The 23172-nt window shown below is 69.6% G+C and carries 25 protein-coding genes and 1 pseudogene; 11 read left to right on the forward strand and 15 right to left on the reverse strand.

Features of this window, described 5'->3' with window-relative positions; all coding sequences use genetic code 11:
- Positions 1 to 13 precede the first annotated feature (13 nt).
- Positions 14 to 523: a VOC family protein gene (locus ACFVST_RS17835; protein ID WP_390152316.1), complete on the reverse strand. Its 510-nt coding sequence runs from the start codon at positions 521 to 523 to the stop codon at positions 14 to 16.
- Between the two features lie 31 nt (positions 524 to 554).
- Between ACFVST_RS17835 and ACFVST_RS17840 the strand changes: the two genes are divergently transcribed.
- The 3 genes from ACFVST_RS17840 to ACFVST_RS17850 are packed head-to-tail and all read left to right on the forward strand — an operon-like array spanning position 555 to position 2459.
- Positions 555 to 731: a hypothetical protein gene (locus tag ACFVST_RS17840; protein WP_390152319.1), complete on the forward strand. Its 177-nt coding sequence runs from the start codon at positions 555 to 557 to the stop codon at positions 729 to 731.
- Positions 728 to 1642 carry an aldo/keto reductase gene (locus ACFVST_RS17845; protein ID WP_390152322.1) on the forward strand — a complete coding sequence of 305 codons (915 nt, stop codon included), beginning with the start codon at positions 728 to 730 and terminating at the stop codon, positions 1640 to 1642. The genes ACFVST_RS17840 and ACFVST_RS17845 overlap by 4 nt, the downstream gene beginning before the upstream one ends.
- A complete protein-coding gene (locus ACFVST_RS17850) occupies positions 1608 to 2459 on the forward strand; it encodes a phosphotransferase (RefSeq protein ID WP_390152324.1) in 852 nt (283 codons plus the stop codon). The genes ACFVST_RS17845 and ACFVST_RS17850 overlap by 35 nt, the downstream gene beginning before the upstream one ends.
- A gap of 95 nt (positions 2460 to 2554) precedes the next feature.
- On the opposite strand, the gene ACFVST_RS17855 is transcribed toward ACFVST_RS17850, so the two are convergent.
- Positions 2555 to 3037, reverse strand: coding sequence for an HIT family protein (locus ACFVST_RS17855; protein ID WP_390152327.1), 483 nt, complete (start codon positions 3035 to 3037; stop codon positions 2555 to 2557).
- Between the two features lie 525 nt (positions 3038 to 3562).
- On the reverse strand, positions 3563 to 4075 hold the full coding sequence (locus ACFVST_RS17860) for a GNAT family N-acetyltransferase (RefSeq protein WP_390152491.1): 513 nt from the start codon (positions 4073 to 4075) through the stop codon (positions 3563 to 3565).
- Positions 4076 to 4266: 191 nt separating this feature from the next.
- On the opposite strand from ACFVST_RS17860, the gene ACFVST_RS17865 reads away from it, so the two are divergent.
- Genes ACFVST_RS17865 through ACFVST_RS17875 form a run of 3 tightly spaced genes read left to right on the forward strand, consistent with a single transcriptional unit; the run spans position 4267 to position 6003 of the window.
- Positions 4267 to 4869 carry an ATPase gene (locus ACFVST_RS17865; RefSeq protein WP_390152330.1) on the forward strand — a complete coding sequence of 201 codons (603 nt, stop codon included), beginning with the start codon at positions 4267 to 4269 and terminating at the stop codon, positions 4867 to 4869.
- Positions 4866 to 5231, forward strand: a complete 366-nt coding sequence (locus ACFVST_RS17870; RefSeq protein ID WP_390152333.1) for an ArsR/SmtB family transcription factor — start codon at positions 4866 to 4868, stop codon at positions 5229 to 5231. The genes ACFVST_RS17865 and ACFVST_RS17870 overlap by 4 nt, the downstream gene beginning before the upstream one ends.
- Entirely contained in the window at positions 5224 to 6003 is a 780-nt protein-coding gene (locus ACFVST_RS17875; protein WP_390152336.1) for a DUF899 family protein, read from the forward strand. The genes ACFVST_RS17870 and ACFVST_RS17875 overlap by 8 nt, the downstream gene beginning before the upstream one ends.
- 329 nt (positions 6004 to 6332) lie before the next feature.
- Here the strand turns inward: ACFVST_RS17875 and ACFVST_RS17880 are convergent, their stop codons facing one another.
- Together ACFVST_RS17880 and ACFVST_RS17885 are read right to left on the reverse strand one after the other, a co-directional pair.
- On the reverse strand, positions 6333 to 7487 hold the full coding sequence (locus ACFVST_RS17880; RefSeq protein WP_390152339.1) for a methyltransferase: 1155 nt from the start codon (positions 7485 to 7487) through the stop codon (positions 6333 to 6335).
- A 469-nt stretch (positions 7488 to 7956) separates the two neighbouring features.
- Entirely contained in the window at positions 7957 to 8943 is a 987-nt protein-coding gene (locus ACFVST_RS17885; RefSeq protein ID WP_390152342.1) for a LysR family transcriptional regulator, read from the reverse strand.
- A 200-nt stretch (positions 8944 to 9143) separates the two neighbouring features.
- On the opposite strand from ACFVST_RS17885, the gene ACFVST_RS17890 reads away from it, so the two are divergent.
- Positions 9144 to 10388, forward strand: a complete 1245-nt coding sequence (locus ACFVST_RS17890; RefSeq protein ID WP_390152345.1) for an MFS transporter — start codon at positions 9144 to 9146, stop codon at positions 10386 to 10388.
- A 289-nt stretch (positions 10389 to 10677) separates the two neighbouring features.
- Here ACFVST_RS17890 and ACFVST_RS17895 read toward each other — a convergent pair whose 3' ends face one another.
- Entirely contained in the window at positions 10678 to 11535 is an 858-nt protein-coding gene (locus ACFVST_RS17895; RefSeq protein ID WP_390152348.1) for a putative RNA methyltransferase, read from the reverse strand.
- A 562-nt stretch (positions 11536 to 12097) separates the two neighbouring features.
- The gene (locus ACFVST_RS17900; protein WP_390152350.1) at positions 12098 to 12673 is read right to left on the reverse strand and encodes a transcriptional regulator; all 576 of its coding nucleotides are present in this window, start codon (positions 12671 to 12673) and stop codon (positions 12098 to 12100) included.
- Between the two features lie 115 nt (positions 12674 to 12788).
- Between ACFVST_RS17900 and ACFVST_RS17905 the strand changes: the two genes are divergently transcribed.
- A protein-coding gene (locus ACFVST_RS17905) for an IS5 family transposase (RefSeq protein ID WP_390152352.1) occupies positions 12789 to 13558 on the forward strand; the annotation gives its coding sequence in 2 pieces (ribosomal slippage) (positions 12789 to 13070 and positions 13073 to 13558; 768 coding nt in all).
- 22 nt (positions 13559 to 13580) lie between these two features.
- Here ACFVST_RS17905 and ACFVST_RS17910 read toward each other — a convergent pair.
- From ACFVST_RS17910 to ACFVST_RS17920, 3 genes are all read right to left on the reverse strand, one after another.
- Positions 13581 to 14870, reverse strand: a complete 1290-nt coding sequence (locus tag ACFVST_RS17910) for an MFS transporter (RefSeq protein WP_390152355.1) — start codon at positions 14868 to 14870, stop codon at positions 13581 to 13583.
- Positions 14871 to 15040: 170 nt separating this feature from the next.
- Positions 15041 to 16693: a helix-turn-helix domain-containing protein gene (locus ACFVST_RS17915; RefSeq protein WP_390152357.1), complete on the reverse strand. Its 1653-nt coding sequence runs from the start codon at positions 16691 to 16693 to the stop codon at positions 15041 to 15043.
- Positions 16694 to 16705: 12 nt separating this feature from the next.
- Positions 16706 to 16954, reverse strand: a complete 249-nt coding sequence (locus ACFVST_RS17920) for a hypothetical protein (RefSeq protein ID WP_390152360.1) — start codon at positions 16952 to 16954, stop codon at positions 16706 to 16708.
- A 374-nt stretch (positions 16955 to 17328) separates the two neighbouring features.
- Between ACFVST_RS17920 and ACFVST_RS17925 the strand changes: the two genes are divergently transcribed.
- Entirely contained in the window at positions 17329 to 17556 is a 228-nt protein-coding gene (locus ACFVST_RS17925) for a DUF1778 domain-containing protein (RefSeq protein ID WP_390152494.1), read from the forward strand.
- 31 nt (positions 17557 to 17587) lie between these two features.
- Here the strand turns inward: ACFVST_RS17925 and ACFVST_RS17930 are convergent, their stop codons facing one another.
- Positions 17588 to 18208, reverse strand: coding sequence for a hypothetical protein (locus ACFVST_RS17930; protein ID WP_390152363.1), 621 nt, complete (start codon positions 18206 to 18208; stop codon positions 17588 to 17590).
- A 219-nt stretch (positions 18209 to 18427) separates the two neighbouring features.
- On the opposite strand from ACFVST_RS17930, the gene ACFVST_RS17935 reads away from it, so the two are divergent.
- Positions 18428 to 19162: a D-Ala-D-Ala carboxypeptidase family metallohydrolase gene (locus ACFVST_RS17935; protein ID WP_390152366.1), complete on the forward strand. Its 735-nt coding sequence runs from the start codon at positions 18428 to 18430 to the stop codon at positions 19160 to 19162.
- 206 nt (positions 19163 to 19368) lie between these two features.
- Here the strand turns inward: ACFVST_RS17935 and ACFVST_RS17940 are convergent, their stop codons facing one another.
- Together ACFVST_RS17940 and ACFVST_RS17945 are read right to left on the reverse strand one after the other, a co-directional pair.
- A complete protein-coding gene (locus ACFVST_RS17940) occupies positions 19369 to 20631 on the reverse strand; it encodes an MFS transporter (protein WP_390152497.1) in 1263 nt (420 codons plus the stop codon).
- An 11-nt stretch (positions 20632 to 20642) separates the two neighbouring features.
- Positions 20643 to 21065 (reverse strand): MarR family winged helix-turn-helix transcriptional regulator, encoded by a 423-nt coding sequence (locus ACFVST_RS17945; RefSeq protein WP_390152368.1) that lies wholly within the window; start codon positions 21063 to 21065, stop codon positions 20643 to 20645.
- Between the two features lie 182 nt (positions 21066 to 21247).
- Here ACFVST_RS17945 and ACFVST_RS17950 point away from each other — a divergent pair, with 182 nt between their 5' ends.
- Entirely contained in the window at positions 21248 to 21526 is a 279-nt protein-coding gene (locus tag ACFVST_RS17950) for a hypothetical protein (protein ID WP_390152370.1), read from the forward strand.
- Positions 21527 to 21587: 61 nt separating this feature from the next.
- On the opposite strand, the pseudogene ACFVST_RS17955 reads toward ACFVST_RS17950, so the two are convergent.
- Together ACFVST_RS17955 and ACFVST_RS17960 are read right to left on the reverse strand one after the other, a co-directional pair.
- A pseudogene (locus tag ACFVST_RS17955) lies at positions 21588 to 22158 on the reverse strand (class I SAM-dependent methyltransferase).
- Positions 22159 to 22715: 557 nt separating this feature from the next.
- Positions 22716 to 23138, reverse strand: coding sequence for a hypothetical protein (locus ACFVST_RS17960; RefSeq protein ID WP_390152372.1), 423 nt, complete (start codon positions 23136 to 23138; stop codon positions 22716 to 22718).
- Between the last annotated feature and the right edge of the window lie 34 nt (positions 23139 to 23172).

Below are 23172 nucleotides of genomic sequence, written 5' to 3' on the forward strand. Positions count from 1 at the left end.
GCTCTGCGCTAGATCAGCGCCTCAACACACCCGGGCCGGGCGTTCGTTGAACTGAAGTTTGTGGCCATCGGGTGCGTTGACGGTGGCGTAGGTCCCCCCACGGCCGGATCGTCGGATCGGAGACGACGGCGCCGCGCTCACGGAGTTGCCGCACCGTGGCCGCGACGTCAGGGGACGCGAAGGTGAGATGGGCGCCGTCTCCCGGAGCTCTCCCGAAAGCGGCGGCATCCGAGAGAACGATCGAGGTCTGCGCTCCGCTCGGCCTCACTTCCAGCCACCGGGCACCCTGCCCCATGTCCACGTCCGTCACGACCTCGAAGGCGAGGACATCCCGGTAGAAGGCCAGTGCCGCGTCCTGGTCACTCACGTAGAGAACTGCCGAAGCCACATTCGTAATCATGAGGAAGCCGTACCGACTCCCCGAACCGACCGACAACGGCCGCAACCGACGCTGAAAGCTCAGGAAGTCGATTTCTGTCGCGACCCACTCCCGGAACGTTCCGCACGGCGCGATTCCGTTCATGTCCTGGGGGGACGCAGGAGGGGCGGCCGGGATGTCGTGGGACTTCGCCGCCCCGGCCCGGCCGATGCTCGACGCCCTGCTCTGCGGAGAGCCGGTGACTCTCGGCGTACTCGCCGCGAGCGCTTCGCAGTCGTTGGAAGATGTCGCCGCCGTAGTGACCGCACTGGTGCAAGGACAGGCCGCATCGGTCCTCGGAGTGGTCGCGTGAGCGCCGCCCTGGGGCTGGGAACGTACCGGGTGCGTGCCGTCGCGGAGGCGGCGCGCACCGCGTGCTCGGCCGGGGTCCCGTGGATCGACACCGCCCCGAACTATGCGGGCGGAGGGGCCCACCAAGAGCTGGGCCCGGTACTCGCCGAGCACCCCTGGGTGCGGGTGGCGACAAAGACCGGATTCATGATCGGCGCCCAGATCGCAGCCGCGGTGGGTACCGGCGTTCTGAGCCGTGAGGAGGCTGCGTTCGGCCACAGCCTGAACCCGCGGTTCGTGCGCTGGCAGACGGCCCGGGCCGCAGCCTGCCTCGGCCGCGCCGACCTCGTGTTCGTCCACAATCCGGAAAGGGCGTCAGAGGACCGTGCGGAGCTCCACTCCGCGCTCCTCGGCGCATTCACCGAGCTGGAGGAGTTCGCCCACGCAGGCCGTATCGGCGGGTACGGGGTGGCCACCTGGTCCGGCTTCAGGCAGGGCCTTTTCACCGTGCCCGAACTGATCGGCCTGGCTCAGCAGGCGTCCGGCGGCGACACCCACCACCTGCTGGCCGTCCAGATGCCGGTGTCCCTGGTGGTGATCCAGCCGATCGCCCTCGCCCTGGGCGGGCGGGGCCCGCTCGTCCAGGCCCGCGCAGCCGGGCTCACCACATTCGGGTCGGCGCCGCTGCACGGCGGACAGCTCCCGGAAATGGTGACACCGGAACTGGTCGACTTCATCCAGCCCGGCCTGTCCCGGGCCGCCGTGTGCCTGCTGGCAGCAGCCTCCTGCCCCAGCCTGGACGTCGTACTCACCTCGGCCAGCTCCGAAGTGCACTGGAGGGAATCGGCTGCCGCGCTCGCCCTACCCTTGGACGCCTGCCAGTTGAGAAAGGTGACCGATGTCCTCGCCCCCGCCCGACACCGCCACCCGTGACCGCATGTGCACCGAGCACGAACACGCCGCCGCGCTGCTCGGAGTCACGTGCACCGGGCCGGAGACCTGGGGATGGGAGGGCCGCACCCTCGGGCGCCGGGCCGGTGGCACCTGGCTGCGGCTGCTGTCCGTCGACACGGGCAAGGAAGGCGGCAAGCTGTGGGAAGGCACCGCCGCAGCAGAACGCCTCATCCCGGCCGGGATCCCCCGGCCTCGTCTGGCCGCTATGCGCGACTGGGCGAGCGACGGCCACACCTACCGCGCCGAACTGACCGCCTACGTCACCCAGCCCGTCCTCCAGACAGGCGGCCCGGTCCTCGACCGCGAACCCGAGCTGTCCCGCACCTGGTGGTCCGACCTGCGCCGCACTCTGCACCAGGTGGCCGCGGTGCCCACCGACCGGGAGGCCGTCCGGCAGGAATGGATCGTGCGCTCGTTCCCCCGGTTCCTCGGCATCCCGGCGCCGACGGTGATCGAGTGGGTCACCGCACACGGCGACCTCCATTGGGGCAACCTCACCGGGGAGCCGCTGGCCGTCCTGGACTGGGAAACCTGGGGGCGCGCGCCGTACGGATACGACATCGGCCTCCTGCACACCTATGCGCTCGCCCAGTCCGCCACATCCGCCCGGATCCGCTCCGAGTTCGCCGACGTCCTGACCAGCCGTGCTGGCCGCATCGGCGAACTCGTCGCCCTCGCCGAGCTGTTGCAGGTCGCCGAACGGGGCGGACACCCGGAACTGGCGCCGCTGCTAGCCGAGCGTGCCGAACAACTCACCGGCTGCACACTCCCAGCTCTCGGTGGACCGAGCACCTGAAGGTCAATCTCAATAATCAAGGGCCTTGATCCGCAAGGCCACAGAAGAACAAGGCCACAGAAGAAACGGTGCGGCTGATTTCCTGTTCCCGGGAGTCAGGAGGTGAGGAGGTCAAGTTCGCGGGTGATCGCCCTGCGGATTGTGGCGTGCTGCGGTCCGAGTGCGTACTGCTCGTCGTGCCAGCGTTCACGTGGATAGAGCCATACCGGCCTTCCGACCAGGTCGGCCGACTCCCAGTCGAACCGCGGCCAGATATGCGCATGGAGAAAAGGGTCGGTGTTACCGAGGATCTCCAGGTTGACCCGCCGGAACGCCGAGTCGAGCCGCCGGCAAGCACGTTCGACGGCCTCTCCCAGCTTGTCCATGTCGGAGAGGAACGCCATCCGCCTTTCCTTCGGGAGATCCGACAACCGCCCCACCGCGGGATCGTCCACCAGGAGCACCGAGTATCCGGGCAGGAACTGGACGTCCCCGATCACCGCGAACCCGGCCGCCAACTTCCGCAGTACCGTGGGGTTTTCTCCCCGCAGGGCACTGCCGATCCGGTCTTTCCGCCAGTCGTCGGTCGTACCTCGCACCGAATTCAGCTCCTCACCGTCCCCGTGTCGGGCGTTCGTCGAGTCGGGTGCTAGAAGGCCAGGAAGTCGATTTCTGAGGCGACCCACTCGCGGAACGTTCCGCACGGCGCCATTCCGTTCGTGTCGACTGCGTGCCGCCCGACGCCCGGGGTCCATCCCCGTTGGCGCGGGGAGCAGTCTTGCTGACCAGCAGTTCTACCGCCCCGTGGCCCCGTTGTCAGCAACTTTCGCCGATTCCGGCAAAGCGCCCATACCCCCTAAGCGCAACCGCGTCCCATCCCCCAACCACAGTGGCAGGCCGCATCGCACACCGAGTCGCCCAACTGCCGACGCATGACGCACAACATCAGGCACACCTAGTACGAGAGCGTCTTCGCGGTGGAGGCCGTTGCTGATGGTGTGTGTGCACGGCTGAGGACCATCCTGCGCCAGCCGGTCACCGAGGCCACGGAGGGCACCGGCGGCCCGGCGGTGACTGAACGGCCTGGCGGCGCACGGTAGTTGGGGTGGCGGGTGGCTGTGGTGTCACAGTGCTCGGCGCATACAGGCCCGGGGCCAGCGGTCCAGACCGTGGGCGGCCTCGCGTTCGCGGATCTCGCGCAGGCCCGGGGTGAGCCCGTCCTCGTCCAGCAGCCGGAAGCCACAACTGCGCGCGTAGTAGGGGGCGTTCCACGGGACCTGGGTGAAGGTGGTGAGCGTCAGGGCGGACGCCGCCTCGTTCGTTACGGCGTGGCCGGCCAGGTGATCCAGCAGCGCCCGCCCGACACCGCGCCGTGCACCGTCCGGGTGCACCGAGACCTGCTCGACATGGAGATTGCCGTCGACACGGTCGGCGATCAGATAGGCGACCGGGGTACCGGTGCCGTCGTCCATCACCCAGGCCAGTCCCGTGTGGTGGTAGCGGGCGAGTTCGTCGAGCGGAGGCGGCTCGTCGTCCGCGATCTCCGGCATCCCGATATCGCGGAAGCACCGCCCGGCGGCCCTCTCGATGTCCTGGAGCACGCCCAGTTCGTCCAGGCGTACGGCCCGGATGCGCATGTCTGCCATGACCGCATTCTGCACGGTACGGCGGTCGGGGGTCCGGGCCACCGGTGCCCGTCCACCGCCACCCCGGGCCGACCTGCCACCCACCGGTTGCAGTACCGACGCGCACATGCAACCCTGGAGTTGCAAGTCGCACGACAGAGACGCGGAACGAACCACACGCAACAGGAGAAGAGGGCTGCCCCATGACCGACAACACGCCCACCGGCACCGACGAGGCCCACCCCCACCCGCACACCGCCGAGGAACTGGCCGAACTCGACCGGATCGCACGGCAGATCGACATCGACGCCCCCGCGGAACGAGTCTGGGACCTGATCGCCCGCCCCGGCTGGTACGTCAACGACGGCGCCGTCGACCCGGACCCCGACCTGCACTACGAAGACGACGTGGCGGTACTGCGCCACCCCACCCTCGGCGAGTTCCGCTTCCGCACGGTGACCCTGGACAAGCCCCGGTACGCGGCCTTCCGCTGGATCGGGACCCCGTTCCGGAACGAGTCGGCACCGTCGACCCTGCTGGAGTTCTGGATCGACGAGCGGGACGGCGGCGGGGTGACCCTGCGCGTGGTGGAGAGCGGCTTCTCCAGCCTCTCCGAGGACCCGGCCACCTGGCTCAAGCAGCGCGAGGGCAACGTCAAGGGCTGGCGTATCGAACTCTCGGCCGCGAAGACATACGCGGAACGGGGCGCGGGCTCCGGCACCGGTTCGGGCACCGACGCGGGCACCGACGCCGGTACAGGTACGGCGGACGCAGACGGCACCGCGGACCGGACGGAGCGCCGATGACCCCGCCCGCCGCCCCCCTCCCCACCGTGTGTGCCGCACTCGGCGACGCGACCCGTTGGGAGATACTCACCCGGCTCGGCGAAGGCCCCAAATCGGCGTCCGCACTCGCCCGTGAGCTGCCGGTCAGCCGCCAGGCGATCGTCAAGCATCTGGAGGTGCTGCGCGAGGTCGGCCTGATCGAGTCCGAGCAGCGCGGACGCGAGATCGTCCACCTCGCCCTCGGCACCCGCCTCGGCCAACTCGCCCGCGAACTCGACCGCATAGGCCACTCCTGGGAGACCCGCCTCCGCACCATCAAGCAACTCGCGGAGCAACCACCACCCACCACCCCGAATCCCGCCGAGGAACCACCCCATGACTGACCAGGACCACGACACCGCCGACAACACCGCCGACCGGCCACCCGCACTCCCACCCATCACCGACCGGGCCACCTTCCAGTCCCGACTGGACCGACTGCGGATCCGCGAGAAGGCACACACCCGCGAAGGCGACGCGATCGCCGCGGCCCGCCGCCGCCTGCCCATGGTCGAGGTGCCCGCCGACCTCCAACTCACCGGCGCCAACGGCCCGTTCACCCTCCTCGACGCCTTCGAAGGCCGCCGGCAACTCATCGCCTACTACTTCATGTGGCACGACGGACACCCCGCCGCCGAGCAGTGCGAGGGCTGCACCTGGGTCACCTCCCAGGTCCAGGAACTGTCCTACCTCCACTCCCGCGACATCACCTACGCCGTCTTCTGCCAGGGCCCCTACGAGGCCGGCCGCCGCTACCGCGACTTCATGGGCTGGCACATCCCGTGGTACTCGGCACTCCCCTCCCTGGACACCCTCCTGGAAGGCCGCCAGGTCGGCATGATGCACCTCGTCTGCTACCTCCGGGACGGCGACCGCGTCTTCGAGACGTACTGGACGACCCTGCGCGGTGTGGAGGAGATGGACTACAGCTACGCCCTGATGGACCTCACCGCATACGGCCGCCAGGAACTCTGGGAGGACTCCCCGCCCGGTTGGCCGGTCGTCCAGGGCACCCCCGCCGACCACATCCGCCTACGCCGCGACGGCCGCCCCATCCCCCAGTGGCCCCGCCTCGAAGCCGGCCACACCGACGACCTCGACCCCCAACACCCCTGAACGGGGCGGAAGTCGGGAGCGGGAGCGGGACTGCGGGACGACTGCGAGGCTGGCGGAATGCCCGACGCCCTGAACGACCCGTCCCAACTCCCCGACCCATGGTGCGCACCCGCGAGCGGCCTGTACCTCTTCGACGAGGAACTCCGACGCGAACTCTCCCCCGGCCCCCCTCCACGGCGCCACCCTCTCCGCAAGCAGCCCCAGCGGGCGCGGGGAGCAGTCTTGCTGACCAGCAGTTCTACCCCCGCCATGGATTGGGTACTCGATCAGTTGGGTGAGCGCGGACCTGAAGTAGGGGTCCAGTACGCGGTGGCCGTGCGCCGCGCGCGTCACGTATGGGTGAGGCGCCAGAGTGAGGTGACTTCCGCGGCTCGGGCGGCGTGTAGGGGATCGGTGGTGTCGGCCGCTCGGCGGTGTCGCGGCCGTGTGTCGATCCTGTCCACCACGCGCAGGCCGGCCGCCTCGATACCGGCCAGGAGTTCGCCGCGCGCCCTCAGACCGAGGAGTTCGGCCAGGTCGGAGAGGATGAGCCAGCCTTCGCCTCCCGGTTCGAGATGCGCGGTGAGCCCGGTCAGGAAGCCGTGGACCATACTGCCGCCCGGGTCGTAGACGCCCTGTTCCACGGCGGAGGTGGGCCGGGCCGGGAGCCAGGGCGGATTGCAGACGACGAGGTTCGCACGGCCCGCGGGAAAGAGCCCAGAGCCCCCGATGTCGACGCACCCGGTGAGGTGCAGCCGGCGCACGTTGTCGCGCGCACAGGCCAGCGCCCGCACACTGCTGTCGGTGGCCACGACGCGGCCGACTCCCCGGCGCGCCAGGACGGCCGCGAGCACTCCGGTACCCGTACCGAGATCGAACGCGGTAGCACACGGCGGGGGCAGCGGCGCCTGCGCGACAAGGTCGACGTACTCACCTCTGACCGGGGAGAACACCCCGTAGTGCGGGTGAATCCGAGCACCGAGAGCTGGTACCCGCACACCCTTCGTACGCCACTGATGCGCCCCGATCACACCGAGCAGTTCGGTGAGCGGGACAACCATGGGCCCGGACCACGGACCGTACGCCTCGGCACACGCCCGCCGCACCTCCGGGGCCCGGCGCAGCTCCAGACGGTAGCCGTCCTCCAGCAGGACAAGAAGCCTGCCCAGCACGCGGGCACGGTGACTACGGGACCGACGGTGCAGGTGGAAGAGGGCTGCCGGGGTGCCGTCTTGCAGGGTGGGCTTCTGAGTGGGTCTCCGGGTGGTTCGCCGCTCGATGCGGCGGCTCAACGACCCTAGAAGCTGGCGGGCGTTGTGGTAGTCACCCCGCCAGAGCAGACCGGTGCCCTCGCAGGCCAGACGGTACGCGGTGTCGGCCTTTATCCGATCGTCCGCGCTGACCACCGTGCGGGGAGGGGGAGTTGAGCTTTCGAAATGCCAACGGGCGGCATGGCGCTGGGTGTTGCTGTTGGTGTTGCTCTCGGTCCAGTGGATCGTGGACACCGGGTACTCCTCGTGATCGAACGTGCGGGGCACGAAGAGCACTTCGACGAGGAGCAGGAGAGGAGCAAGGGCCTGACACCGCCACCTGGCGCGTGTCAGCCGGGCAGAGCTACAGCCGGGGCCAGGGGGCTACTACCGCTCCCGCGTCGAAGCGCGAGAGAAGAAGTCACCGAGAACCATGCCGAGCGTCATGACCAGCCCTTCCAGAGAGACAACGCGAAACCCTCCCACGACTCCTCCGCTACGGGCAAACCTGGGCGGTAGAGGTGAGGCGGCGCCCCTCCCGGGGGGCTCAAGTTCCCTTCCACTGCGGTGACTTACCCCTTCTGGTGAAGGTGGCGGCCCCCCCCCCTCGCCAAGGATGAGCACCGCGTTGCGAGGCCACCCGGCGCGTTCGCACGGCGTCGGGGTGTCCAGCCCGGCCGCGAGTGTCTCGGCCGCAATCATCGGCAGGTCCTCCGGCCGTATCTCATCCGCGTGATCCGCGCTGACCGCGCTGAACGCCCCCCGCCCGGCGTCGACTTGGCGGTATCACCCAGCCCGGCGTCCAGGTCCCGGCCGCGTCGTGGCGGGCCGTCGTGGTGGCGAGGTGGGTGCGGAGGGTGGCCAGGGCCGGGTGGGGGTTGTCGCGGTGCCAGAGGAGCGAGTGCGGGTAGACGGGCGTCGGGTCGGTTACCGGGATACGGCGCAGGCCGTGGCCGGCGGGCCAGATGAGGCGGCTGTGCTCGCCCATGAAGGTGGCCAGGGCCGGGGTGTCGGAGATGGTGTCGAGGAGCGCGTCGGAGCCGAAGTTGGGGCCGGTCACCTCGATGGTGAGGCCGAACTCGGCGACGAGGTCCTCGTAGTAGGCGCCCCACTCGGTACCGGGGGCGATGCCGGGCATCCAGATCCGGTGCCCGGTGAGCTGGGCGACGGTCACCGAGCGGGCGCCTGCCAGTGCGTGGGCGGGGCCGGTGAGGAGTTGGAGCGGCTCGTCGAGCACCCGGACGGAGGCGATGTCGTCGGGAAGGGGTCGGCCGGGCGCGGCGACAGCGCGGAAGGAGGCGTCGATCGCGCCGGATCGGATGGCGGTGATGGCGGTCTCGATGTCGAGCAGCATCAGCACGTCGAGGTCGACGTCGGGGTGTGCGCGGTGGAAGCCACGCATCAGGCTCGACTGCGCGCTACGCGAGGCGATCACATCGACGCGCAGCGGACGGCGGCCGGGGCGCACGGACGCGCCTGCGCGCTCGGCGACGCGCAGCAACTCCCGTGCGTGGGGCAGGAATGCCTGCCCGTCGATGGTGAGCTCGGCGCCGCGTGGGGCACGGGTGAACAGCCGCACGCCGAGGGCGCGTTCCAGCGCGGCGATGCGTTTGGAGACGGCCTGCTGGCTGATCGACAGGTCGACGGCGGCCTTCTGGAACTGGCCCGCTTCCGCGACGGCGACGAAGGTACGTACTGCTTCGAGATCCACGCCGACCCACCGTAGTGAACAGCGACCCACCGTGGTGAACAGGCGGCCCACCTTGGTGAACAGGCGCCCCACCGTAGTGAACAACCGATGGTTGTGGATTGCTGGCGGGTCAGTTGTTTGACCTGCTGTTGTCCTGCCCGCTTATCTCTCATCGGTCAACGTCGGTTGTTCTGCTGGGACTTCAGGGGGGTGCACTGAGCATGGTGGGCAGGAGACGGCTGGGGCGGCAGTTCGGCTGGCTGTGGGCGTCCTATGCGGTGAGCGCCTATGGGTCCGGGCTGGGATTCGGGGCGTTGCCGCTGATCGCCGTGCTGGTGTTACACGCCGGACCCGGCGAGGTGTCCGCGCTGTCGGCGGTGGGGCCCGCGGTGGGTGCGCTGATCGCGGTGCCGCTGGCGCCGTGGGTGGAGTTCCGGCCCAAGCGCCCCGTCATGATCATGATGGATCTGGCCCGGTTCGCGGCCATGGCGACGATCCCCGTCGCGTACGCCTTCGGATGGCTCGGTTTCGTCCAACTGCTCGTGGTCTCGGCCCTGGTGGCCGCAGCCAAGATCGCCTTCAACGCGGCCGGCGGCGCCTACCTCAAGGCCCTCGTCCGACCGGACGACCTGCTCGTCGCCAACGCCCGGTTCGAGTCCACGAACTGGAGCTCCATCGCGGTCGGGCCACCACTGGGCGGAGCGGCGATCGGCCTGTTCGGGCCGGTCACCACCGTGGTGGCCGACGCGCTCAGCTACCTGCTCTCCGCGTTGGGCATCACCGCGATCCGCGGCCAGGAAGAAGCACCGCGAACGACCGGCAAGACCCCGGTCCGGGCAAGCACACTGCTCGACGGCTGGCGACACATCATGGGCCACCCCGGCCTGCGCCCGCTCTACCTCAACCACATACTCGTCGCCGGTCTGATCATGGCCACCGAGCCACTGCTGGCCGTGCTCCTGCTGCGCCAACTCGGGTTCCCACCCTGGCAGTACGCCCTCGCCTTCGCCGCCCCCTGCCTCGGCGGACTCATCGGCTCCCGACTGGCCCACCCTGTCGTGGCCCGCTTCGGCCGGCACCGGGTCTTCCGGACCGTCGGCACCCTGCGCGCCATCTGGCTGATCGGCCTGGCCTTTGTCCGCCCCGGCGTCGTCGGCCTGGTCACCGTGATGGCCGTCGAGCTGGCGATCATCACCAACATGAGCCTGTACGGCCCGGTGCTCGCCACCTACCGCCTCGAACACACCCCCCAGCATCTCGTCGCCCGCACCCTGTCGGCCTGGTCGATCGGTCAGCAGGCGTCCATCGCCGTCCTCACCGCACTCACCGGGCTACTCGCCGACCTCACCGGCCCACGCCCCGCTCTCACCGTCACAGGACTCCTCATCCTGACCACACCACTCCTGCTCCCCCACCACGACGAGACGACGCAGCACGAGCCGGAACCGTCCCGCAGCCACTCATAAGGCACCACACCTCACCACTGGAACCCGCAAACCCAGACCGACCACGAGCGAGGAGAACACTCCTTGCCTCGCCCAGGGACCCTCAGAAGGGCACCGCTCGTAGTGGGTCACGCCAACGTCGGGCTGCTGGATGAGCGATAGCACAGCAAGGGCGATCCAGCTCAACTAACACCCCGCACCACGTCATCCCGCGTAACATGCAAGCGAGTTGAGCGCCGAGGTGGGCACCGTCTTCTGCGACAAGCCACGGCTACAGGCCCCAGGGCGGGTGCCCGGCGGTAGGTCGTGGTTACCGGAGCCGGTAGGCGGTGGCCAGTACGGAGGTGGTGGCTCGGGTGGGTAGTAGGTCGGCCTTGCTCAGGGCGGCGCGGTTTACGTGGCGGGCGCTCGGTGTCATTCCGAGCAGGTCCGAGGCCTCGGGGCCGGTCAAGTCCATGGGGTACTCGATCAGTTGGGTGAGCGCGGACTTGAAGTAGGGGTTCAGCGCGCGGTGCAGGCGTTGTTCCTTGGCGGGGTCGATGGTGACCAAGGCCGGTACTCGGCCGCGTAGTTCGAACAGGTGCCGGCCGGTGGGGCGGACGACGATCAGCCGGCCGTGGGGGCGGAGTACGCGGTGGAACTCGGCCGGGTTGCGCGGGGCGAACACATCCAGCACCACGTCGGCCACCCCGTCGCCGAGCGGGAAGGGACGGAAGACGTCCCAGGTGGCCGCGGCGGCTCGGGCGTGGGTTCGGGCCGCCGAGCGCAGTGCGCGTACCGAGGTGTCCAGGCCCAGGCCACGGGTGCCGGGGCGCTGGTCGAGTACGCCGGACAGGTAGTAGCCCGTACCGCACCCCACGTCGACGACCGTGCCCCGTTCGGGCAGGGCGTCGGCGGCGAGATGGGCGACGGCACGGCGGATCGGCTCGTATCGGCCGGTGGCCAGGAAGCGGTCCCGGGCCTGGGCCATGGCCGTGTCGTCGCCGCTGGTGGCGCGGACGCCCGTCAGCAGGCTGGCGTAGCCGTGGCGGGCGATGTCGAAGGTGTGCCCGGCCGGACAGCGCAGTGTGCTGCGGTCCGGGTTCAGCGGACGCGGGCTCGTACGGCAGGTCGGGCAGCGCAGCAGGTCAAGGCAGAGTTCGAGGGCAGGGGGAAGCGAAACGGGCACGTGGCAGCACTCCTTGGCGGCGGTGAGGTGAGAGGGGAGGCCCTGTGCCTGCACGCACACGCGGAAGGTCGCTGCCCTGCACTGCCCGAGGCAGGAACAGGAACTGGCAGCGTCTGAAGGGCGGTTCATGCCGCAGGCACACCGAGGAGGGCGACGCCGTCCGGCATCGCCCTCAGCGCCACCTGGTCACAGGAAGCAGTGGTGCGGGGTGCTGGTGAATGCCATGGCTTGAGCTTACAAGTGCCCGGGGTCCGGGACGGGCGGGTGTGAGTACGGAGGCCGGTGGAGGGGGGCTGCACTGGACGTTGAACGCCCCGCTGTGGGACGGGAGTTGGGAGCAGTGAGGCGAACGCGTGTGGTATCGGCAGCGCGGGGTACAAGCACCCCTCTCACCGCATCCGGGGTACGGCCAATCGCTCAACGTCCCAGCACGTGCAGGTAGTTCAGAGCGGCGGCGCGGTGGAGCGAGCCCATCCAGTGCGTGGCTACGAAGGCTACCGGCGCCGGCCAGGCCGATGAGTTCCCAGCGGAGCCGTCACGGACCGCGTCAGCGGACGGACGTTCAGGCAGCAAAACCGATCGTGGTGACGTATTCGTAGGCGCCGTAGTCGGAGCCGAGATCGATGGTGATGCCGTCGAACCAGGCGGTGTCCAGGGCCGTGTCGTCGGCGGCGGCCCAGGCTTCGACGACGGCGTCCCAGCGGCGGACGTTGAGGGTGCGGAAGCCGACGACGCGCTGGTGGGGGCGGGTGACCTGGGACTGGTTGAGGGGGTGGAACTCGACGCGGGTGCCCCGGCCCTGCCGGTTGAGTCGCTGGAGGAGGTGGCGGGCGACGTTGTGGCGGCGGACGGTGCGGTAGGCGTCCTCGATGCGCTGGAGGTTCTGCGGGGTGGGTCGCCGTCGCTCGGTGAGCCAGGCGTTGAGGGTGCGGTCGGTGACGGTGAGTCCGGCCCGGCGGGCGGCGGCTCTGGCGTGGGGGGTGCGGGTGAGGTAGTGGAGCCGGGCCATCAGTCCGCGTCGCTGGGTGACGGGGGTGGCGATGAAGCCGGCGAGGGAGTCGAGGCGGCGGCCCACGGCTTCATGGCCCTTGATGCCTCGGGCGCCGAACCTCCCGAACTCCTGGTTCCTGTCGGGCACTTAGAACTCCTAACGAAACTATCTTCGAGTTGGTTGGATCACCCTGGGACTGTTGATCTGGGGGTGCGGAGTGGCTCGGCCGAAGCCGTGGGAAGTTGATGACGAGTTGTGGGCGATGGTCGAGCTGCTGTTGCCCAAGGTCGAGCGCCGGACTCGACACCCGGGACGCAAGCGGCATCCGGACCGACTGGTGTTCCAGGGCATCTTGTTTGTGCTGCACACCGGGATCGCCTGGGAACACCTGCCGCAGGAACTTGGCTTCGGCTCGGGCATGACGTGCTGGCGCCGCCTGGCCGAGTGGACCGAGGCCGGCGTATGGCCCCAACTGCACGAGGCTCTGCTCGCTGAACTCCGCGGCGCGAACGTCCTGGACTTCTCCCGGGCGGCCGTCGACGGCTCCCACATCCGAGCGTTAAAGGGGGGACCAAGACGGGACGAAGCCCTGTCGACCGGGGTAGGACGGGCAGCAAGCACCATTTGATCACCGATGCCACCGGCATCCCCCTCGCCGCCACCCTGACCGGCGGCAATCGCAACGACGTCACCCAGCTCATTCCACTGCTCCAGGCCGTGCCTCCCGTGCGCGGCAAGCGCGGCCGACCCCGGCGCCGCCCGAACGTCGTGCTCGGCGATCGCGGTTACGACCACGACAAGTACCGTCGACTCGTCTGGGATCTCGGCGTGAAGCCGCTGATCGCCCGCCGCGGCACCGCACATGGTTCCGGCCTGGGGGCTCAACGGTGGGTGGTCGAGCGCGCGTTCGCCCACCTGCACTGGTTCCGCCGACTTCGGATCCGTTGGGAGATACGCGATGACATCCACGAGGCGTTCCTCATCCTCGGCTGCGCTCTGATCTGTTGGCGGCGCCTGAAGTCGCTGCGGTAGCACTTTCCACCGGCGGTTGAAGTCAGCGGCGACTCAGTCCCGATCGGTCGTTTCGGAGCGGGTCCGAGGCCAGACCTGTGAGCCCCACGCCGATAAGCATGACGGCACAGGCGACGACGATGACGGTGGCGCCCTGAAGGTCGACAAGCACACCAAGCACGTTGTTCATCAGCAACAGGGCCACGCTCTGCACGAGTACCAGCACTGCCTGGATCCGCGACAAGTGGGAGTCGGGTGATGACGCGAGAACCAGCGGCGCGATGTGCGCGGAGAAGGTCCCGTTACCGACGCCGATGACCAGGCCGGCGGCGACGGCGATGGTCGCGCTGGGGCAGAGACCGAGCGCGAGGACGCCCCCACCCGCCAGGACCAGCGCGCTCGCCGCCATCAGACCAGGCCGCCCCAGTGGCCCGCGCTTCACCACCACCAGGGTGACCGCCACCATGCCCAAGCCCTGAGCTCCGAGCACCAGCCCGGCAGTTCCCGCGCCCCACTCCTCCTCGCGCGCGAGCAGGGGGATCAGCAGGGACAGCACGGGTAGCAGGAACCCGGCCGCTGCCCCGGTGAGCCAGAGTCCCGGACGCAGCACAGGATGGGAGAAGGCCACTTTCACCCCGCTCAAGGCTTCCTTGAGAAGACCGTCCGTCTTCGGGGTCGGAGGCACGTCGTGCTGGGGGCGAACGACGGTCAGGACAACCAGGGTGAAGGCGAAGGTGACTGCGTTGACGAAAGCGGCACCCGCGAACCCGGCCAGGCCGACCAGCACGCCGGCCAGCGGACCGCCTCCCATGTTGATCACCTGGCCGCCGACCTGTCTGAGGGACAGCGCGCGAGGCAACTGGGCCTGGGTTACCAGCCGGCGGGGCATGGAGCCCGAGGCCGGCAGATAGAACGCGTCGACGACACCGACCGCAATGCCTGTTGCGATGAGCAACAAGGGCGGGGCCCCCAGGGAGCAGGCGACAACTGCGAGAGTGAGCGAGAAGATCAGCATCGCCGCGTCACCGGTGATCAACACGCGGCGTGCGCTGACGCGGTCGCTGACCGCTCCTCCGACGAGGAGGAGCAGGACGCGGGGCAGCGTGATCGCGCTCAGGGCCAGCCCCGCGATGCTCCCGCCGTACTCGCTGGCCGCCCAGCCGAGGGCGAAGTAGAAGACAGCATTGCCCACGAGCGACACCAGGATGCCAACAAGCCACAGCTTGTATGCCCGAGGAAGCCGATCCTGGCCCTGTCTCTCGTCGCACGCCTCGGGGACCGGGACGCCACTGGCCTCCACAGTCTCCTCGGCCGCCTCATCACTGGCCGCCATTGGGCACCCCCCGATTGATTCGACTGATGACGGTGATCACGGCGCCGACGGTGCCACACGGCACTGACATCGGGCCCGCTCGTCGTGGTGCCTGCCTCGGGGGAACTGCTTTAGCCCGCTGGAGCTTTACTCGCTCCGGTCAACTATCCGGTCTATTTCGTTAGGAGTTCTTAGTCCTCCTCCCCCGGCACCGGTCCGGCCTCGGCCTCGGAACCGGCGGTGTACACGTCCTTGACCTTCACCTCGGTGACCGCACGGCCCTCGGCGAAGACGCGGCGCCAGTCGCCGCCGGTGACGTGGAGTTCGTCGGTGCCCATCGCGCGCACCACGATCAGCCCCTCCTCGTGGGCTTTGAGCGCCTTCATCCAGAGGTTGGCGAAGGCCTGCGAGCGGATGAGGTGCATCCAGTCGGGGCGGTTCAACTCCCGGTTGTAGTTGGACTCCCCCATCGTGGACACGAACTTGGAGTACATCGCCTTCACATACTCCAGTGTCACCTCGTCGTCCTGCTCGATGGCCCGGTCCCGTGCGTCCTTGAGCGTGGTGCGGAACTTCTCCAGCAGGTTCTCCGTGGCTCCGGAGGTGTACGACTCATGGATCTCGGGTGGCTCGCAGAGGCCGTATCCGGGGCCGGAGAGGCGTTGCAGCAGGCGGAGGGTGGGTTCGGTGATCCAGAGGGGGCCGGGTTCGTCGCGCTGGCCGATCGGGTTGGGCAGGACGTCCTCGTGGTCCCAGTGCGGCGGGGTGACCAGGTGGACGCCGGCTCGGCGGCGGTCGTGGTCGAAGCCGGTGGAGTGCTCCAACTGCCCGATCGGCAAATGGGTCTTGAGCGCGCTGAGGTAGGCACCGTTGACGTCGAGAGCGGTGATCTTGTGTTCGCCGGGGGGCAGTTCGTGGCGGGACCACCGGGGGCGGCCCTCCCAGATCTGGTCGGCGCCGCGCGAGGTCTGCTTGCGGAGGACGTCCGGCACCCACGGGTGCGCGATCACGTCGTACCGGGCGCCCTTGCGGGTGTCGTCCAGCAGGGCCATCGCGTCCGGGATCGCCCTGCGCACGAGTTGGGCGGTGGCGGCCTCGACATCGCCTTCGTTGGCGGCAAGCGCCTCCCGAACGGCCCGCCCGATCCAGTCGTCATCCGATGCGGACTTCCTGGGGGGCGTGAACTTCCTTGGTGACGTGGGCTTTTGGGACGGCGCGGACTCCCCGAGCGGTGCGGATTTTCGGGGCGTGCTGGGCCTTGTGGCTGGGGTGGGCGACGTGCGGCGGGGTGCGGCGGGCGGCGGGGCGGGGGCGCTTTCGCAGTCGGCCGGGTCCAGGTGCTGTGCGAAGCCCGCCACACGATGCCGGGCCGCCGCCCCGCACAGTACGCAGGGCTCCGGTACGGGCAACGTCTCGACGTCCTCCGCGTCCTCCGCGTCCTCCGCGTCCGTCACGGCCCCCGCGTCCTCACCGGCCGAGCCGCCGACGCCGCCGCTGCCGACCTCGGAGTCCGGAACCGCCGGGGTCACCGGGGTCACCGCTTCCGCCGGAGCGGTCGGAGCCGCCGGAGCGGTCGGAGCCGCCGGAGCCGCCGGAGCCGCAGGGGCGAGCTTCGCGGCCAGGCCCTCCAGCAGGTAGGCGTACTTGGAACGCGCCTCGCTCGCCGGGGCGCGGCCCGACTCCCAGGCGCCGACGGTGGCCGGGCTCACGCCCACTGCTCTGGCGACCTGCGCCTTGGACAGGCCTGCCCGCTCCCGCAGTTCGCGGCGCACCTGCGCCTCGGGCAGCTCGGCCTCGGGCGTGACGGAGTCGAGCAGTGAGTCGATCGCGTCGAAGTCACTCATCGGTCCGGGCTCTCAGATGTAGGTGACGGGGTTGCGGGACAGATGCGGGCTGGGGGTGGCGCGGCCCACCCGGGGGTCGCCGCGCAGCACATGGCCTTCGAGAGCGTAACGGTCCCGGTGCTTGGTGATGCCGGTGATCCGGGCGACGGCGAGCACCGTGCCGTCGAGGGCGATGATCTGCGCCTCGTCCTGGGCCAGGGCCCGATCCGCGTTGAACTTCCAGATCCCGCGCCCCGCCAACCAGGCCTCGTCCTGCGACATCCCCGGCCGCCACCCCACCGTCGTACGCCCGAGACCGTCATCCGCACCGGCCGGCCGCTCAACCCCCAAGCGGATCTGCAACACAACGCCCCTGCCCTGGTCGACACCCTCGATACTCCGTAACTTATTGCAAAGTTACCAGGACCAGGGAACCAAGCACGGCGGAGGAGCCGGAAGCAGCGCGGGGCCGCGGCAATACGCGCCCCGCCCCTCGCACCCACCGAACGGCGATACGGGACCACGACACCCACCACCCCCGCCGCGTTCCTTTACCCGGCACTCCGGACTCCGGGGCTGGTACCACTGGTACCGTCTCCCCTATGTCGAAGCCCAAGGGCATTCCCGAGGCCAAAACCAAAGCCGCGCCCAAGGCCATGAACCTGCGCTTCCGTGACCCCGAGCAGCGTGCCGCCATCGAGGCCGCCGCCCGGGAGGAGGGCGTCAGCCTCCAGGAGTACATCCTCTCCGCCGCCTACGCCCGTGCCACCGCCGTCGAACAGAGCTTCCTCGACGCCTTCCAGGGCTCCATGGCGCACAGCGGCGCCGCCTTCGCCGCCGAATCCGGCCCGGCCACCCCTCCCCCGCCCCACCGGAAGCGGTAGCGAGAGCGCCCGACGGCCGGCTCCCCCGGCCTCAGTAGCGGAAGCCGATCAGTCCATGTCCCGGGCGGGCCACAGCCTGCCGCATCCAGTCGACGCACTGCATCGCCGCCGCCTCCACCTCCGGCCCCAACTCCGGTGCGTGACCGGTCTCTTCGGCAGCCCGCCGGGCGGTCTCGTACTGCTCCAGCGCCTCGGCTATCCGCTCCGCGGACCACTCGCCGCAGTCCGGGGTGTGGGTGGCGGGCAGCGCGTCGGGCAGGCCGCCGTAGCAGAAGGACTCGACGGAGACCGCGGTGATGCCCAGGGCGCGTATCCCCTCGTCCACCGCGGAGAGCCACGCGCCGCGGTGCGGGGTGAAGCAGTTGTTGTTCAGGAAGGTCCCGGTGAAGGAGCAGAGGCGCTCATAGGCGTAGCCGTACTGGAAGGCGTACTCCTTCCGCTCGGTGAAGGGGCCGCCGTGCACCACCGCGCGCAGCGCCTCGTAGGCGGTGGGGGCGCCGCGCTCGATCTCGTAGTCGAAGTGCTCGTCGAAGAAGGCCAGATCGTCGGCGGAGGCGGCGCGCACCGCCTCCAGCAGGGCGTCGTCACCCGACCCGACCAGGGCGCGGGTGGCGGCCACATCGAGCAGGTGCACGGTCAGCGAGGAACTCATACCCGAGACGCTACGGCACACCACTGACAACGCCCCCGCCCCCACCCAAGTACCCGTGGCCGCAAGCGAGTTGGAAGCTCAGTAAGATGATGCGCCGCCGGTCCGACAGATGTCAGGTTCGGCGTGTCGGAGGCAGGAAAAGGCGCCCGGTCGTGCTATTGACGCGCGTAGCGCGGGTCCGCCACTGTCTTGCCTCACACTCACTCCCCAGGAGGCACAGTGCTCAGACGTCATATACGTACTTTGCTCAGCCTTGTCATGCTCGCGTCATTTATATCGGTCGGTACCGCGATGACCGCCGGCTCCGCGCAGGCCGCCTCCTGCTACACCTGGAACCGCACTCTCAGGGAGGGCACCAGCGGCGAGGACGTGCGGCAGTTGCAGATCCGGGTCGCCGGATACCCGGGCTACGGCGGCGTCATCTCCATCGACGGCCAGTACGGCCCGGCCACCAAGGCCGCCGTCACACGCTTCCAGTCGGCCTACGGCCTGTCGGCGGACGGGATCGCCGGTCCCAACACCTTCAGCAAGATCTACGGACTCCAGAAGGCGGACTGCACACCGGCGCACTTCACGTACGCCGAGATGAACCGCTGCAACTCCGACTGGTCCGGCGGCGCCGTCTCCGCGGCGGCGGCCAAGGCCAACGCCCTGCAGCAGATGTGGAAGCTGGAAGCCCTGCGGCACGCCCTCGGCGACGCGCCCCTGTCCACCAGCAGCGGCTTCCGCTCCTACTCCTGCAACAGCGCGGTCGGTGGCGCTTCCAACAGCAACCACCTCTACGGCCGCGGGATCGACCTGATCGGCTCGCCGTCGTACTGCACCATCGTCAAGCAGGCCCGGTACCACGGCTTCAACGAGATCCTCGGCCCGGGCTACCCCAACCACAGCACCCACGCCCACCTCGGCAGCCAGAGCGGTCGCTTCTGGTCCGCCTCCCAGTGCGGCATCTAGCAGCACCCCGGCACCCGGTCCCGGCCCCTGACGCCGACGACCTCCACCGGTCTTAGCACCCGCACCTAACAACTGCGGCGTACGGTCACAACAAGCTGACCGCACGCCGCAGTTGGCGTTTTCCCGCCCCCTACCCTCCGTTGCCGTGTGTGGCCGCCAACTCCCGCCGCAGAAACGGCACTTGGGAATGCCGGCGAACGCGAGCCCTACTCCCCCACTCCCCCACCCGCCGCCGGCGGGGTGCGGTAGGCGCGAAGCGGGGCGTTGGCCGCTGACACGGCGGCGATCGCCAGTACCGCGGACAGCCCGCCGACGACCAGGGAGACGGGGGCGGAGGTGGCCGAAGCCAGCAGGCCACCACGGAAGTTGCCGAGTTCGGGACCCGCGACTCCGATGACGTGTTCCACCGAGGAGACCCTCCCCCGGTACGCGTCCGGGGTCTCCAGTTGGACGAGGGCGCTGCGGGTGACGACGGACACGGTGTCGGCGGCGCCCGCCACAGCCAGGCAGCCGAGCGCCAGCCACAACGGCCCCGCCAACCCGAACCCGGCCAGCCCCAGCCCCCACACACCGGCCGCGGAGATCTGCACCAGGCCGCTGCGACGCCAGCGCGTCACCGTGCCGGAGAGCAGACCGGCCGTGATCCCGCCGACCGCGACCGCCGAGAGGAACAGGCCGAGGGTCCGCGGGTCTCCCCCGAAGCGGATCTCGTTGACCAGGGGGAAGAGCGCGATGGGCATGGCGAGGAGCGTCGCGGACAGGTCGGTGGCCATCGAACCCCACAGCGTCGGGCGGCGCAGCACGACCCGCCAACCACCTCGCTCCGCCCGGCGTCTACCGCCTGCCGCGTCCGCGCCTTCCGGCCGCATCGCGGGCAGCCGGATCACCGCGAGCATCGCGACCGCGGTGGCCACGGCCTGGGTGGCGTACGCGGCGGGGAGCTCCCAGCGGGCGATGATCACCCCGGCCAGCGCGGGCCCGGTCAGCATCGCCGTCTGGAAGGAGACGCTGGTCAGCGCGAGCCCGGCCGCGACCTGGTCCCCCGGCAGCAACCGGACCGGAAAGGTCCGCCGCGCGGGTGCGCCGAGCGCGCCACAACTCGTCCGGATCGCGACCAGAGCGAGCAGCAGCGGCACACTCCGGTTGTCCACCAGGGCCTGGACGCACAGCCCCGCCGCGGCCAGCAGTTGGCCCGCGGTGGTGGCCCACACCACCGTACGGCGGTCGGCGATATCGGCCAGCGTGCCGCCGAGCAGCCCGAACAGCACCATCGGCAGACCGGTGGCAAGCCCGATCACGCCGGTGCCCACCGGGCTGCCGGTCAGCTCCCACACCTGGGCCAGCACCGCCACATTGGCTATCTGGCCGCCGAGTTGGGAGACCGAGGTACCGATCCACAGATCCCGAAACGCCGGACTGCCGTGCAGCGGACGAGTGTCGAGTAACCGGATCCGCACCCGGCCGCTCATCACGTACTTCTTCATCGGGGCGGCTCGACAAGATGGCTCAGCACCCGCTGCCGCATCGACCGCCGTTCCAGCGCCCGCCGCACCTCCTGGACGACAGCGGTCAACGCATACGGAATCTCACCGTCCAGCTCGGCGACCGTCGCATGGGTGGCCCGCCACTCCGCCTCCAGAAACGGCACCAGCGACCGCCCCCGCTCGGTCAGATCGATCCGCCGAGTCCGAGCATCGGGCCCCGGCTCGGAGGTGACCAGCCCCTCCTTCTTCATGGCGGCGACGGTCTGGCTGACAGCGGAGTGCGAACGGTCCAGGGACTCCGCGAGCTCCCGAATGGTCAACGGCCCGGCGTGCGCAAGCCGAATCAACGGATACGCGAACCGGGGCCGCACCCCCTCGATCCCCCGCTCGACATAGACCCGCTCGATCTCAGCGTCCATATCCGCCAGCAACTCATGCAACGACCGCCAGGGATCAGGCAGTTCAGTAGGATCCGAAGATGTCACAGCCCTAATATAACAGCGCTGTCATAACTACCCCGAGGCCCTGGCGGATACCGCGGATACTGCTGTACGAGTGGGTGGCGCCAGGCAGCTCACATGTCGGAGGAAGGGGATCGGTCATGGCAGTGGGAAGGGCGGCCCGTCGGGCGGGACGTACGGCGAAGGTCGAGGCGGTGCTCGGGAAGGACGCGGCTCCGGCGGCGCTTGATCTGCTGGAACTGGTCGAGTTCGCATGGCACGACTGCTACGGCGACACCACGCCCAGCCCGGACGTCATCGACGACATCCTCATGTGCTCCCGAGGCGACCTGGCGCGCCTGATCCAGTACGCCCGGCTGGCCGTCGAGGACCGGCGGGACCTGAGAGTGGCCGCCGACCAGATCAGGTCCACCAAGTAGGGCCCTGGACGGGCAGGTTCACAGCGCGCGCCTTTCGCCTGTGTGACGCCCGCTCGTCCCGTCAGCCGGGGCGTACGGCCATGACGACCAGCCCAGGCCCCTGGAACTCATCGGCGGGGAGCCGGAGTTCGGCGACCGGGCGCAACCCGGACTGCTTGATCAGGGCCACGAACTCCTCCGGCCGCCATTTGTGCGTCGTCCAACGCACGGGCACTCCCCCATAGGCCTCGGTGCGCAGGGCGTCCTCGTCACCGACGTGGGTCGCGGTGATGAAGTACCCACCCGGCTTCAAGGCCCGCGCGAACACGGCGAGGACCTGCGGCAGGACCTCACGGGGCAGATTGAACAGCGACCACCACCCGAGCACACCACCGAGGGACGCCTCAGCAAGGTCGAGTTCAGTGGCGGAGGCGACACCGAAACGGCACTGCGGATGAAGACGGCGTGCGTTCTCGATCATGCGCGCGGAGAGATCCACCCCGGACACATCAAGCCCCCGCTCAGCAAGGATGGCGCCGGATATCGCCGACCCCGGTCGTCACCACCATCTCCGCGTAGTTGTCCGCCACCCGGTCATAGGACTCACGAACCACGTCCAGATCAGCCGGCTGTTCAACAGAGTCTGCGCGCATCACCCAACGATAGAACCGCGCACGGGACTTACACCGGGGAACCACTCACCGCCCCTCCCCCACCCCCGGCTACCTATTACGGCGTAATAGCCCTGGCCTCCACTCACCCCTCCCTTGCCTCCGCCCCTCCCTGCCTCCGCGCTTATTACGCCGTAATAGATCCCGGAGTACGGGAGGCGGGCGGGCGCCAGAGAGACGACGGCCGGGGTCGGCGTCCCGGCCCAGAGTCATTACGCCGTAATAGCCCGCCGCAGCGGAGGGGGCGGGGGAGCGGGGGAGTAGGACGCGGACGGGGCGAGGCCCAGCGCGAGGCTCCGGGCTATTACGCCGTAATAGCCCGGGGTCGCGGAGACAGCCGGCCGGGGGAGTGGGGGAGGGGCGAGGCAGTGGCCCCGCGCGCCGCTGCGCCCGCCTATTACGGCGTAATAAGTGGGCGATGGCGAGTGGCCCGAGCTGAGGGCGGGTATATTGGTCGGCAGATCTCCACTCAGGCACGAGGGGCCCACCATCCGGTGGGCCCCTCGCTTGTGTGCCGCTGTGGGTACTGCTGCCTGCCGTTACGCGACGGCGATCCGGAGCTTGGGGGTGCCCTCGCTCGGGGGTGTGGCCGCGTAGGACGGCAGTTTGAGGTTGGGCAGGTCGCCGGCCTTGATGTCCCGCAGCGCCTTACGGAAGGACGCCTCCATCACCTCATGGCTCTCGTACTTGGCGGCCAGGGGGTGCAGCCGGTAGCTGTTGCCGTCGCGGCCTTCACTGGGCGGCCGGAGTACCACCTTCAGATCGCACAGCGGGGCCATCAACGCACTGATGGCCTGAGGTGACTTACCGCCGAACTCGCGTGCCATGTCCTTCTGCCGGACGGGGATGTGACCCCCGAACTCCGAGCGGAAGACCAGGTATTGGAGGAATTTGACGGCGCTGCCGGAGACGGGCAGGGCCCAGATGCGCTCGGACACGAGCGGGGACATGACCTCGGCCACTACTGCACCTTCCTGTTCGGCAGCCTGTGCGGAT

The sequence above is a fragment of the Streptomyces sp. NPDC058045 genome (assembly GCF_042885635.1).
In the GTDB taxonomy this organism is placed as follows: domain Bacteria; phylum Actinomycetota; class Actinomycetes; order Streptomycetales; family Streptomycetaceae; genus Streptomyces.

Excerpts from the sequence above, each read along its gene's own strand:
- ACFVST_RS17860 (WP_390152491.1), bottom strand. The coding sequence starts at position 4,075 with ATGCGCATCCGGGCCGTACGCCTGGACGAACTGGGCGTGCTCCAGGAC.
- ACFVST_RS17945 (WP_390152368.1), bottom strand. The coding sequence starts at position 21,065 with ATGGACGCTGAGATCGAGCGGGTCTATGTCGAGCGGGGGATCGAGGGG.
- ACFVST_RS17865 (WP_390152330.1), top strand. The coding sequence starts at position 4,267 with ATGACCGACAACACGCCCACCGGCACCGACGAGGCCCACCCCCACCCG.
- ACFVST_RS17875 (WP_390152336.1), top strand. The coding sequence starts at position 5,224 with ATGACTGACCAGGACCACGACACCGCCGACAACACCGCCGACCGGCCA.
- ACFVST_RS17930 (WP_390152363.1), bottom strand. The coding sequence starts at position 18,208 with ATGAGTTCCTCGCTGACCGTGCACCTGCTCGATGTGGCCGCCACCCGC.
- ACFVST_RS17890 (WP_390152345.1), top strand. The coding sequence starts at position 9,144 with ATGGTGGGCAGGAGACGGCTGGGGCGGCAGTTCGGCTGGCTGTGGGCG.
- ACFVST_RS17940 (WP_390152497.1), bottom strand. The coding sequence starts at position 20,631 with ATGAGCGGCCGGGTGCGGATCCGGTTACTCGACACTCGTCCGCTGCAC.
- ACFVST_RS17840 (WP_390152319.1), top strand. The coding sequence starts at position 555 with ATGTCGTGGGACTTCGCCGCCCCGGCCCGGCCGATGCTCGACGCCCTG.
- ACFVST_RS17920 (WP_390152360.1), bottom strand. The coding sequence starts at position 16,954 with ATGTCGCAGGACGAGGCCTGGTTGGCGGGGCGCGGGATCTGGAAGTTC.
- ACFVST_RS17925 (WP_390152494.1), top strand. The coding sequence starts at position 17,329 with ATGAACCTGCGCTTCCGTGACCCCGAGCAGCGTGCCGCCATCGAGGCC.
- ACFVST_RS17950 (WP_390152370.1), top strand. The coding sequence starts at position 21,248 with ATGGCAGTGGGAAGGGCGGCCCGTCGGGCGGGACGTACGGCGAAGGTC.
- ACFVST_RS17910 (WP_390152355.1), bottom strand. The coding sequence starts at position 14,870 with ATGGCGGCCAGTGATGAGGCGGCCGAGGAGACTGTGGAGGCCAGTGGC.
- ACFVST_RS17870 (WP_390152333.1), top strand. The coding sequence starts at position 4,866 with ATGACCCCGCCCGCCGCCCCCCTCCCCACCGTGTGTGCCGCACTCGGC.
- ACFVST_RS17915 (WP_390152357.1), bottom strand. The coding sequence starts at position 16,693 with ATGAGTGACTTCGACGCGATCGACTCACTGCTCGACTCCGTCACGCCC.
- ACFVST_RS17850 (WP_390152324.1), top strand. The coding sequence starts at position 1,608 with ATGTCCTCGCCCCCGCCCGACACCGCCACCCGTGACCGCATGTGCACC.
- ACFVST_RS17835 (WP_390152316.1), bottom strand. The coding sequence starts at position 523 with ATGAACGGAATCGCGCCGTGCGGAACGTTCCGGGAGTGGGTCGCGACA.